This is a genomic window from Planctomycetota bacterium (assembly GCA_035574235.1).
Classification (GTDB): domain Bacteria; phylum Planctomycetota; class MHYJ01; order MHYJ01; family JACPRB01; genus DATLZA01.
Genome location: DATLZA010000156.1, coordinates 85,054 through 95,870, shown reverse-complemented (window position 1 = coordinate 95,870; position 10,817 = coordinate 85,054). Strand labels below are relative to the sequence as shown.

Here is a 10,817-nt window from a genome sequence, read left to right as displayed (position 1 = left end):
CGACCGCCGCGCCCGCCCTTCAGGCCTTCGGGGCGGTCGGCGTGGTCGCGCTCGCCGCCGGCGCGTTCGCCGACCCCGCCTTCCGCGGCCCCGCCCCCCGGGCGCGCAACCTCGCCGCGCTCGCGGTGGCCGGATCCCTGAGCATTCTGCTTCATTCCTTTCACGTGCCCGCCCTGATGACGGCTTCCTCGGCGTCTCGGCCCTGGGGACCGGTCCTTCCGGCTTTCGAAGAGCTTTTCCCCGGACTCGCGGCGGCGCCTCTGACCCCCGTGCTTCTCGTCCCCTTCGCCGCGGCGGCGGCGTGGGGAGCGGTTCGAGGGGCGCCGGGACCCGCGATGACCGCGGCGACCCTGTCGGCCTTCGTCCTCCAGTGGATCGTCGGACAGCTCGCGGGCCCCGGACAGGGCATCCGATTCTTCACCCCCGCCCTGGCCTTCGCCGCCGTGCTCGTGGGCGAAGGCCTGGCGGCCGCCCTGGCCCGGCCCGCGCTCGGCGGGGCGCTCGCGGGCGCCATCCTCGCCGTCTCGCTCGCCGCCGACGTCGACGCCCTCCGGACGGGAAAGCGCGACTACCGGACCGCCGCCGCCGATCTGCGCGCCCGCCGCCGCCCCGGTGAAACGCTCGGACTTCTCTTCGACGGCCGGCCTCTGGCGCATTATCTGCGAGAATCCGTCCCGATCCTCGCGACCCACGAGGTCGCCGCGAGGCGCCCCGACTGGTTCGTCGCCGTGGACGTCAACATTCCCGCGGATTCGGCGCTCCGGCGGTGGCTCGACGCGGAATGCGAGCTCGTCGCGCGGCATCCGTCCTTCCGGGGAACGATTCTCGCCTACCGGCGGCGCTGAGGCGGAGCGACTTCATTTCGCTGGGCCTTCCGCGTTCCGCGGGTATACTCCCTCGGGTCGATGCGCTTCCTGAGCTGCGACTGGGGGACCACCCGCTTCCGGCTGCGCCTGGCGGACGGGGAGAGATCGGGGCCGGAACTCGTTTCCGATCTGGGCGTGGGAACGCTGGCGGCGCGCACGAAGCCGGCGGACCGGCCGGCCGCTTTCCGCAAGGCGCTCGCCGCCGCCGTGCGCGCGCTTCGCCGCCGGGCGGGGCTGCGGGAAGATCTCCCCGTGGTCGTCTCCGGCATGGCGGGCTCTTCGATCGGATGGAAGGAGCTTCCGTACGCGCGGCTCCCTTTCCGGCTGGACGGCCGCGACGCCGTGTGGGAGGAGGTCGCGCCGGGCGTCTATCTCGTCTCGGGGATCCAAAGCGGGCACGACATTCTGCGCGGGGAGGAGACGCAGGCCCTCGGCGCGGCGGCGCTGGACGGAGGGTGGGCGGACGGAGAAGCCACGCTCGTTCTGCCCGGAACGCATTCCAAGCATCTGCGGGTGCGCCGCGGGCGCGTCATCGAGTTCCGCACGTTCATGACGGGGGAGCTCTTCGACGTCCTGGGGCGCTGGAGCGTCCTGCGGCATTCGGTGGACCCGGAGGCGCGCCGAAGAGCGCGGGACTTCCGGGAGGGCGTCCGGCGCGGAGCCTCGGAGCCCCTCTCGGCGGCTCTTTTCGGCGTGCGGGCCCGGCAGGTCCTGCGCGGCACGTCGCCGGAAGGGAACGCCTCCTTTTTGAGCGGGATTCTGGTCGGGGCGGAGATGGCGGAGCTGCGTCGCGTGAAAGGTCCCGTCCTCGTCGCCGCCGAAGGCCCCCTGGCGAGGGTCTACGGCGCGGCGGCCGCCGCGCTCGGGTTCGGCCGGCGTCTGAGGATCTTTCCGCCGGCGCGGGCGGCGCTTCTGTCGGCGGCGGGCCAGGCGGTTCTTCTTCGCCGGATTCAGGGGAGGGTGTGAATCATGTCGGCACGGTTCGATCGGGACGCGTTCCATCGACTTCCGGTGGTGGGAATCCTGAGAGGCTTCGGGGCGGCGGAGGTGGAGCCGCTCGTGCGCGCGGCCGTGGAAGGCGGCCTGCGGAACATTGAAATCACGATGAACAGCCCGGGGGCGGAGGACCTGATCCGTCTCGTTCGGGAGGTCGCCGGCCCGGGGGTGAACGTGGGGGCGGGAACCGTCGTGACGATGAGCGCGCTCAAGGGGGCGCTCCGGGCCGGGGCGGGCTTCATCGTGACTCCGGCGCTCCTGCCGGAGATCGTGCGGGCGTGCGTGGACCGAAAGATTCCCGTCTTCCCGGGGGCGATGACGCCCACGGAGATCCTTCAGGCGTGGCACCTGGGGGCCACGATGGTGAAGGTTTTCCCGGCCGACCGCCTGGGGCCGGAGTTCATCCGGGCGGTGCGGGCGCCGTTTCCGGACATCCCCCTCATGCCAACCGGAGGCGTCACGGTGGAGACGCTGGGAGAGTTCAAGCGCGCGGGGGCGGCGGCCTTCGGCGTGGGAGGACCGCTCTTCGACCGCAAGCAGGCGGAAGCCCGCCATTGGGACTGGTTCCGCCAGCAGGCGGCGCGGTTCGTGAAGGCCTACGAGGACGCCTGATCCGCCACAATCCCTCGACAGGAGGTTCCGGACTGGGCTATCCTGTCCCCCGAAGACGTCCCGACACAAAGGAGGATCCCATGAACCGTCGCGAGTTCCTCGGCACCGGCGTCGCCGGTCTGGCCTCCGCCGCGCTGGGCGGATGCGCGTTCGCGGGAGGGCAGGAGAAAGCCCGCCGCGTGGGATTGATCGGGTGCGGCTGGTACGGCAAAACCGACCTCTACGCGCTCTGTCAGGTCGCTCCGGTCGAGGTCGTGGCGCTCTGCGACGCGGACCGCAAGATGGCTGCCGAAGCCGCGGAGCGCGTGGCCGGCTGGCATCCGTCCCGCCGGAAGCCCCTCGTCTACGGCGATTATCGGCGGATGCTCAAGGAGCACGAGTTCGATATCGTTCTTGTGGGAACGCCCGACCACTGGCATGCGTTGCCGATGATCGAAGCGGTCCGGGCGGGCGCGGACGTCTACGTGCAGAAACCGATCAGCGTGGACGTGGTGGAAGGCCGGGCGATGGTGGCGGCCGCGCGCAAGTACAAGCGCGTCGTTCAGGTGGGCACCCAGCGGCGCAGCACGCCTCATCTCGTCGAGGCGCGGGAACGCCTGCGCGAGGGCCTCGTCGGGACCGTGGGGCACGTCGAAATCTGCTGCTACTATCACATGCGGGCGCGCGAGAACCCGCCCGACACGTCCCCGCCGGAGCATCTCGATTACGAGATGTGGACCGGTCCGGCGCCGATGCGGCCGTACAACCCCCTCCTGCATCCCCGGCGCTGGCGCTCGTTCATGGAGTATGGCAACGGCATCATGGGGGACATGTGCATCCACATGCTCGACATGGTGCGCTGGATGCTGGGCCTGGGCTGGCCGCGGCGGATCTCGTCGCACGGCGGGATCCTGGTGGACAAGGCTTCGAAGGCCAACATTCCGGACACGCAGGTGGCGACCTTCGAGTTCGACTCCCTGAACGTCGTCTGGACCCACCGCACGTGGGGGCCGCCGCCCGACCCGAAGTATCCGTGGGCGGCCTTCTTCTACGGGGACAAAGGAGTCCTCAAGGCGAGCGTGGCGAGCTACGACTTCATCCCGCACGGCAAGGGGGAGCCCGTTCACAAGGATCTGCTGCGCGAATTCGACCGCTACCCGCAGGACGAGAAGGAGAAGGATCTCGACCCGGCGACGGCCCCGGCGAACCGCCGCCACCAGCAGGACTTCCTCAAGGCGATCGCGGAGCGCGGGCGGCCCGTGGCGGACATCGAAGAGGGGCACATCTCCAGCGCCAGCTGCATCCTGGCCAACATCGCCATGAAACTCGGCCGGACGCTGACGTGGGACCCGCAGAAGCACGAGGTCGTGGGGGACGAGGAAGCCAACCGCCTGTTGCGGCGGCCCTACCGGGCGCCGTGGGAGCACCCGGAACCCGACCGCGTATAGAACGGAAGCGGTGGGAAAGGGGCCGGAAGGCCGCCTCAAGTCGAGGGGCTTTGGTGTACCCCGGTCGCCTGGAATCGCCCTTCGGCTCGCCGGCGAACCCCCCGGCCCTGATCACCCCGGTCACGGATCCGGCGAGCCCGAGGACAGTTTGGGCCGGAGCGGCGCGCCTGTCAAAGAGAAATCGTCCCGAAAACGCAGGGGGCCGGCGCCCCGCGGTCCGCGGAGCGCCGGCCCTTTCCTGCCTGAAGATTTCCGCCCAGAACGCCCTTTGCGGGAGAGTTGGGAACGGCGTTTTCCGGGCGGACAGCTGGGGTGGGGTTTAGGGTCGTTGAAGCTTTCGGCTCGCGCCTCCCTCTCTCCTCATCCGCCGTGAATTATAAACTACAAAACACGTTTGTCAAGATCCTCCCGTTTTCCTTCTCACAGGCAGGCGGCGCCGCGGAAGCGGTAGCCGATGCCGCGGATCGTCTCGATGAGGCCGCCGGCGGGCCCGAGCTTGGAGCGCAGCGCTGCCACGTGAACGTCCACGGCGCGCTCGGTCCCCTCCACGGGAATCTGCCGGCGCGTCACGGTGCGGCCCGGGGGGCTCAGAAGCCAGCGCAGGATCTCCCTCTCGGAGGCCGTCAGAGGCTGCGGCTGCGGGCGCAGGACTTCCCCGCGTTCCAGGTCCACGGTGACGGGCCCCACGGTGACGACGCCGCCGCCGGGCCCGCGGCCGGCCCACCGCAGGAGCGCCTCGAGGCGCTCGCCGAGCTCGGCTTCGTCGAAGGGAAAGAAAAGCACGCTGATCGCGCCCCGTTCGAGGGCCGCCGCCGCCTCGGCCTCCTGGCCGCGCAGCGCCGTCAGAAGAACGGGCACCGGCGGGAGCCCCAGGGACTCCGCATCCTCGCGCAGCCGGGCGACCAGCTCCGCGCCGCTCATGTCCCCCAGGGACACGCGCGCCACGACCGCCGCCGGGCGCGCCTCGCGCGCCTTGCGCCGCGCGTCCTCGCCCCGCCGGGCGCCGCAGAAGAGACGTCCGCTCCCGGTGACGACGCCCCGGAAAAAGCTGAGCACAGTCTGATCGGGATCGACGGTCAGGACGACGGGCTCCGGCATGCTTCCCTCTCTCCTCGGGGTCTCGCGCCCCCCTAATCACTCTAGCCCGCTTTCTCCGAAGCGCAAGCGAAATCGGGAAGCGACCTCCTCCACCGCCACCGGGCGGCCCAGCTCGCGCTCGACCGAGGTCACCGGACACCCCGGCCGACCGCACGGATTGATGTACTCGAAAGGCCGCAGGTCCATCGACACGTTCAGCGCGAACCCGTGGGTGGAAACGCCGCGACGCACGCGGATGCCGATCGAGGCGATCTTCCCTCCGGCGGTCCAGACCCCGACGCAGTCCTCCCGCCGCCGGGCGCGCACCCCGAGCGCCGCCAGCGTCCGCACGAGCGCGTCCTCGATCGAGCGGACGAACCGCCGCACGCCGATTTTCCGCACGTCCAGAATCGGGTATCCCACGAGCTGCCCCGGACCGTGGTATGTCACGTCGCCGCCGCGATCGATCCGCCGCACGGGGATGCCCCGCGGATCGAGGATGTTGCGCGGGTCGGCGTTTTTCCCCAGGGTGAAGACGGGCGGATGCTCGAGAAGAAGGAGAAATCCCCGCCCCGGCGTGACCTCTTCGGCGAGCCTGCGCTGGAGCGCCCAGGCCTCGTCGAATTCCACAAGCCCGAGGCGCCGAACCTCCAGGTTCACGGGCTCCTCCGCGGGGGCGGCGGCCCCCCTTTTACGGCAGCGTCACGGCGTGCACGCCGTGCGCGTTGATGGCCCGGCGGATCTCCTCCAGGATCTCCGGCCGGACCGGATCGTCCACGGAAAGCAGAATCATCGCCTGCCGGCCCCGCTCGACGCGGGCGACCTCCATGCGGGCGATGTTGATGCCGTTGGTCCCCAGGATGGTTCCGACCTTGCCCACGACGCCCGGCACGTCCAGGTACTCCAGGCAGAGCATGTGCCGGGACGGGCGCAGGTCGATGTCCATGCGGTCGATTTCGACGATGCGCGACTCCCGGCCCTCGAAGACCGTGCCGGAGACGGTGCGCGCGCCGCGTTCGGCTTCGACGTGCACGCAGACCAGGCTCTTATAGTTGCGGGCGTCCTTGAACTTCTCCTCGGTGACGGCGATGCCCGCCTCCTTGGCGAAGCTGCGGGCGTTGACGACGTTGACGTCGTCCCCGAGCGTGGGCCGGAGCGCTCCCTTGAGGGCCGCCTGCGTGATCGGCCCGGGCTCGAAGCCGGCGATCTGTCCCATGTACCGGACCGCGACCGAGCGCACGCGCCCGCCGGCCAGCTGCGCCGCCAGGCCCCCGAGATCCTCCGCCAGCCGCATGTACGGCGTCAGCGACGGATCGGCCAGCATCCCGAGGTTGACGGCGTTGCGGACGACCCCGTGGCGGAAGAAGTCGACGAACTGTTCGGCCAGGTCGACCGCCACCTTGACCTGGGCCTCTTCGGTGGAGGCGGCCAGATGCGGGGTGAGCGTGACGTTCTCGAGCCGGAAGAGCGGGTGATCCTTCGGAGGCGGCTCCTGCTCGTAGACGTCGAGCGCCGCTCCCGCGATCTCCCGGGACGCCAGCGCCTCCGCCAGCGCCTTCTCGTCGATCACGCCTCCCCGGGAGGTGTTGACGATGCGGGCGGTGCGTTTCATCTTCTTGAACTGCTCCGCCCCGATCATCCCCCGCGTGCGCTCCGTGAGGGGGACGTGGAAGGTGATAAAGTCCGCTTCCGCCAGGAGCCGGTCCATCTCCACGAGTTCCACCCCCAGGACCTCCGCGCGTTCCTTGACGAGCAGCGGGTCGTACGCGATCACCCGCATGCGGAACGGGCGCGCGTACTGGGCGACGAGGCTTCCGATCTTGCCGAGCCCCACGATCCCGAGGGTTTTCCCTTCCAGCTCGACGCCCAGATACCGGGAGCGCTCCCATTTGCCGGCCCGCACGGAGGCGTCCGCCGCGGCGATGCTGCGCGCGTTGGCCATCAGAAGCGCGAAGGTGTGCTCCGCGGCCGAGGCCACGTTGCCCTGCGGGGCGTTCATGACGACGATCCCCCGCCGGGTCGCGGTTTCCTGGTCGATGTTGTCCACGCCGATCCCCGCGCGCCCGACGATCTTCAGGCGTGTGCCCGCCTCCAGAATCTCGCGGGTGACCTTGACGGCGCTGCGGACGATGAGCCCCTCGAAGTCCTTGACGGCCGCCTTGAGGTCCTCGGGTTTCATCTTCCCGCGGACGTCCACCTCGATGTCGGCCTTGCGGAGGATCCGGGCGCACTCCTCGGCGACGTCGTCCGCGATCAGGACGCGAGGCATGGCGGCCCCCTTACTTGGTGCTCACCCGCTCGAGGTATTTACCGTCCCGCGTGTCGACCCGGATGACTTCGCCCGTTTCGATGAACGGGGGCACCTGGACGACCGCGCCGGTTTCGAGCTTGGCGGGCTTGTAGACGTTGGTGATCGTGGCGCCTTTGAGGGACGGTTCCGTCTCCACCACCCGAAGCTCCACGGTGTAGGGAACTTCGACCGCGATGGCGCGGCCTTCGTAGAAGTCCACCTTGCACACCATGTTCTCCTTGAGCCACTGCACGTCCTCGCCGAGCAGCTCCCGGTGGAGGGACACCTGCTCGTAGTTCTCCTGGTTCATGAAGACGAAGCTGTCGCCGTCCTGGTACAGGAACTCCATGTCCACCTGCTCGACGTGGGCCTGCTCCAGCTTGTCGCCCGAGGAGAACCGGATCTCCTTGGAGGTCCCGCTGCGCAGGTTGCGCATCTTGATCTGGATGACGGAACGCAGGTTGCCCGGCGTGTGGTGGAAGACGTTCATCACGTACTGGAGCTCGCCCTCGTACTTGACGATCATCCCCTTGCGGACTTCCGTGGCCGACAGCATGTCTACTTCCTTTCCGGTTCTTCGAGCACCCAGACGTGATCGGCGTGCTCGTACCGCACGAGCTCGCTCTCCTGGAAAAAGACGGGGATTTCCCGCTGGGCGGACTCGACGGCATCCGACCCGTGAATCAGATTGAACCCCTTGGAACCGCCGTAATCCCCCCGGATCGTGCCGGGCTCCGCGTTGAAGCCGAAGGTGGCCCCGAGGAGCTTCCGGACCACCGCCACCGCCTGATGCCCTTCGATCACCATCACGACGACCGGCGACGAAGTGACGAAACGCACCAGCGAATCGTAGAAGGGCTTCCCCTTGTGGATCGCATAGAGACGTTCCGCCTGCTCCGCGGACATGCGCAGGAGCTTGAGCCCCGCGATCCGCAACCCTTTGTCCTCGAACCGCGACAGGATCCGCCCCACCAGGCGGCGCTGCACCCCGTCCGGCTTGATCATGCAGAAGGTTCGTTCCATGGGAGGGCAGACTATAGCAGACGCGGCCGGGCGTGGCAAGCGTTCGACGCGGCGCCCTATCGGGCGTCGCCCTGGCGCAGGAGCGGAAGATCCACGAACTGCTCGAACCACCCCTTGTTCTCGGCGTACGAATACGCCTCCTCGGCGTCCACGAGCTTCCGCGTCACGAGGCTCGCCAGCGAATCGTCCATCGTGTGCATGCCCTGCTGCTTGCCCGCCTGGATGACGCTGGTGATTTCCTGGATCTTGTTCTCCCGGATGAGGTTCTGGACCGCGGGCGTCCCGAACAGCACCTCCGTGGCGGGAATCCGGCCGCCCGTGTCGATCCGCCGCAGAAGGACCTGGCTGACCACCCCGGCCACCGAAAGCGAGAGCATCGCGCGGATCTGCGGCTGCTCGTCGGCCGGAAAGACGTCGATGATCCGGTCGATCGACTGCGCGGCGCTGTTGGTGTGCAGGGTCGCAAAGACCAGGCACCCCACCTCCGCCGCCGTCAGCGCCAGGCGGATCGTTTCGAGATCCCGCATTTCCCCGATCAGAAGGATGTCCGGATCCTCCCGCAACGCCGCCCGCACCCCGCTCGGAAAATCCACGATGTCGTAGTGCAGCCCGCGCTGGTGGACGACCGACTTCTTGCTTGGATGCAGGTACTCGATCGGGTCCTCGAGCGTGATGATGTGCTTGCGGTACTGGGAATTGAGCAGATCCACCAGCGCCGCCAGGGTCGAGGTCTTCCCGCTCCCCGTGGGCCCCGTCACGAGCACGATCCCGCTTCGCAGGTGAACCAGCGACTCCAGGCTCGACGGAAGGTTGAGTTCCTTGAGCGTGGGGATCTCCACCGGAATCCGGCGGAACACGGCGCTCGACCCGCGATATTCCTGGAAGTAATTGCACCGGAAGCGCCCGGACTTCACGTCCCCGTACGCAAAGTCCAGCTCCCCGGTCTCGAGATACCAGCGCTCCTGTTCCTCCGTCAGGATTTCGCGCGTGAGCACCTCCACCTCCTCGCGGCTCAGAGGCTCCGTGCCCGGCACGTCCTGAAGCTCCCCCAGGATCCGGTACCGCGGCCGAACCCCCGGCTTGAGATGAAGATCCGAGGCGTTCATCTCCTTCATCTTGTGGAGCATTTCGTCGATCGCGGCCATGCGCTCTCCCGCGTCAGAAGGCCGTGCGGGCCTTCTCCGCCTGGGCCTCCGGGTTGATGAACTTGGTCTTGTCCGTCGCCCGCTGGAGCGCTTCCTCGAGCGAAATCTTCCGGCGCTGAACCAGCTCCAGGAGCGAATCGTCCATCAGCCGCATCCCGAACCTCTTGCCCGTCTGCATCACCATCGGGATCTGCCAGACCCGGTCGTCCCGGATCAGGTTGGAGATCGCGGAATTCGCCACCAGGATCTCGCAGGCCAGGCTCCGCCCCCGGCCGTCGATGTTCGGCACCAGCTGCTGCGAAATCACCCCCCGAAGCACCCCCGCCAGAAGCGTCCGGATGTGCGCCCGTTTCTGCGCGGGGAACTGATCCAGAATCCGCAGGATCGTCCGGTACGCGTTATGCGTGTGCAGCGTTCCGAAGATGAGGTGCCCCGTCTCCGCCGCCGTGATCGCCGTCGAGACCGTCTCCGGATCCCGCAGCTCGCCCACGACGATCACGTCCGGGTCCTCCCGCAGCGCCGCCCGCAGCGCCGAGGCGAAGCTCCGGGAATGATCCGGCACCTGCCGCTGCGAAATCAGCGACCGGTCGCTCTGATGGATGACCTCGATGGGATCCTCGATCGTGATGATGTGGAGGCGCTGGCTCTTGTTGAGAAGATCGATCAGCGCCGCCAGCGTCGTGGACTTTCCGGACCCCGCCGGACCCGTCACCAGGATCAGCCCGCGGCTCAGGTCCAGGAACTGCCGAACCACGCCCGGCAGCCCCAGAGTCTCGAACGGCATCACCCGGTCGGCGATCGTTCGGAAAATCCCGGCGATGCCCTTGAGGTGCCGGAACACGCTGGCCCGGAACCGGCCGAACGGAAAGTCCAACCCTAGGTCCACCGCCTTCTCGCGATAGTAGGCGTCCACCTGCTCCTTGGTCAGCACCGAAAGGAGCATCTTGCGGCTTTCCTCGAAGCCGGGGGCCTCCGCCGGCAGGTCGATCAGGTTCCCGTGCAGGCGAACCATCGGCCGCAGGCCCGACGAAATGTAGAGGTCCGAAGCCCCCAGCTCCTTGCTCACCTTCAGAAACTCCAGAAGCGGCGCCCCCTGAAGACGCCGGGAAAGCTCCGACTCCGGCGACTTGATCTGGGACTTCGAAAGCTCCAGCTTGCGCTTCTGGACGCTCAGGATGCTCTTGAGGGACTTCTCGTCGATCATCCCCTGCTCCACGAGGATCTCCCCGAGCAGCTTCGGGGGCTGGGTCCGGCGCTGAAGGTCCAGCGCCTTCTCCAGCTGATCCTTCGTGATCAGGTTGAAATTGATGAGGATCTGGCCGAAAAGGTTTTCTTCCATGCGCGACGGGCGCGGCCCGCCCGGAAATGATATCCTACGATG

11 protein-coding genes are annotated in these 10,817 nt (G+C 68.4%); 4 read left to right on the top strand and 7 right to left on the bottom strand.

Annotation, left to right across the window (positions count from 1 at the left end; genetic code table 11):
• From VNO22_14710 to VNO22_14695, 4 genes are all read left to right on the top strand, one after another.
• On the top strand, positions 1 to 845 hold an 845-nt coding region (locus VNO22_14710; protein HXG62618.1), incomplete at its 5' end, for a hypothetical protein.
• 60 nt (positions 846 to 905) lie between these two features.
• Positions 906 to 1,832, top strand: coding sequence for a 2-dehydro-3-deoxygalactonokinase (locus VNO22_14705; protein HXG62617.1), 927 nt, complete (start codon positions 906 to 908; stop codon positions 1,830 to 1,832).
• A gap of 3 nt (positions 1,833 to 1,835) precedes the next feature.
• Positions 1,836 to 2,474, top strand: coding sequence for a bifunctional 4-hydroxy-2-oxoglutarate aldolase/2-dehydro-3-deoxy-phosphogluconate aldolase (locus VNO22_14700; protein ID HXG62616.1), 639 nt, complete (start codon positions 1,836 to 1,838; stop codon positions 2,472 to 2,474).
• Positions 2,475 to 2,554: 80 nt separating this feature from the next.
• Positions 2,555 to 3,901, top strand: coding sequence for a Gfo/Idh/MocA family oxidoreductase (locus VNO22_14695; GenBank protein HXG62615.1), 1,347 nt, complete (start codon positions 2,555 to 2,557; stop codon positions 3,899 to 3,901).
• Between the two features lie 420 nt (positions 3,902 to 4,321).
• Here the strand turns inward: VNO22_14695 and VNO22_14690 are convergent, their stop codons facing one another.
• Genes VNO22_14690 through VNO22_14660 form a run of 7 tightly spaced genes read right to left on the bottom strand, consistent with a single transcriptional unit; the run spans position 4,322 to position 10,775 of the window.
• Positions 4,322 to 4,999: a response regulator transcription factor gene (locus VNO22_14690; protein HXG62614.1), complete on the bottom strand. Its 678-nt coding sequence runs from the start codon at positions 4,997 to 4,999 to the stop codon at positions 4,322 to 4,324.
• A gap of 36 nt (positions 5,000 to 5,035) precedes the next feature.
• Positions 5,036 to 5,638 (bottom strand): lipoyl(octanoyl) transferase LipB, encoded by a 603-nt coding sequence (lipB, locus tag VNO22_14685; protein HXG62613.1) that lies wholly within the window; start codon positions 5,636 to 5,638, stop codon positions 5,036 to 5,038.
• A 31-nt stretch (positions 5,639 to 5,669) separates the two neighbouring features.
• On the bottom strand, positions 5,670 to 7,247 hold the full coding sequence (serA, locus tag VNO22_14680) for a phosphoglycerate dehydrogenase (GenBank protein ID HXG62612.1): 1,578 nt from the start codon (positions 7,245 to 7,247) through the stop codon (positions 5,670 to 5,672).
• Between the two features lie 10 nt (positions 7,248 to 7,257).
• Positions 7,258 to 7,824: an elongation factor P gene (gene efp, locus VNO22_14675; protein HXG62611.1), complete on the bottom strand. Its 567-nt coding sequence runs from the start codon at positions 7,822 to 7,824 to the stop codon at positions 7,258 to 7,260.
• A gap of 2 nt (positions 7,825 to 7,826) precedes the next feature.
• On the bottom strand, positions 7,827 to 8,291 hold the full coding sequence (gene ndk / locus VNO22_14670; protein ID HXG62610.1) for a nucleoside-diphosphate kinase: 465 nt from the start codon (positions 8,289 to 8,291) through the stop codon (positions 7,827 to 7,829).
• Positions 8,292 to 8,347: 56 nt separating this feature from the next.
• A complete protein-coding gene (locus VNO22_14665) occupies positions 8,348 to 9,436 on the bottom strand; it encodes a type IV pilus twitching motility protein PilT (GenBank protein ID HXG62609.1) in 1,089 nt (362 codons plus the stop codon).
• 13 nt (positions 9,437 to 9,449) lie between these two features.
• A complete protein-coding gene (locus VNO22_14660; protein HXG62608.1) occupies positions 9,450 to 10,775 on the bottom strand; it encodes a PilT/PilU family type 4a pilus ATPase in 1,326 nt (441 codons plus the stop codon).
• Between the last annotated feature and the right edge of the window lie 42 nt (positions 10,776 to 10,817).

What these genes read in the sequence shown, in the direction of transcription:
- VNO22_14705 (HXG62617.1), top strand. Translation starts at nt 906, where the DNA reads ATGCGCTTCCTGAGCTGCGACTGGGGGACCACCCGCTTCCGGCTGCGC.
- VNO22_14700 (HXG62616.1), top strand. Translation starts at nt 1,836, where the DNA reads ATGTCGGCACGGTTCGATCGGGACGCGTTCCATCGACTTCCGGTGGTG.
- VNO22_14695 (HXG62615.1), top strand. Translation starts at nt 2,555, where the DNA reads ATGAACCGTCGCGAGTTCCTCGGCACCGGCGTCGCCGGTCTGGCCTCC.
- VNO22_14690 (HXG62614.1), bottom strand. Translation starts at nt 4,999, where the DNA reads ATGCCGGAGCCCGTCGTCCTGACCGTCGATCCCGATCAGACTGTGCTC.
- serA (HXG62612.1), bottom strand. Translation starts at nt 7,247, where the DNA reads ATGCCTCGCGTCCTGATCGCGGACGACGTCGCCGAGGAGTGCGCCCGG.
- efp (HXG62611.1), bottom strand. Translation starts at nt 7,824, where the DNA reads ATGCTGTCGGCCACGGAAGTCCGCAAGGGGATGATCGTCAAGTACGAG.
- ndk (HXG62610.1), bottom strand. Translation starts at nt 8,291, where the DNA reads ATGGAACGAACCTTCTGCATGATCAAGCCGGACGGGGTGCAGCGCCGC.
- VNO22_14665 (HXG62609.1), bottom strand. Translation starts at nt 9,436, where the DNA reads ATGGCCGCGATCGACGAAATGCTCCACAAGATGAAGGAGATGAACGCC.
- VNO22_14660 (HXG62608.1), bottom strand. Translation starts at nt 10,775, where the DNA reads ATGGAAGAAAACCTTTTCGGCCAGATCCTCATCAATTTCAACCTGATC.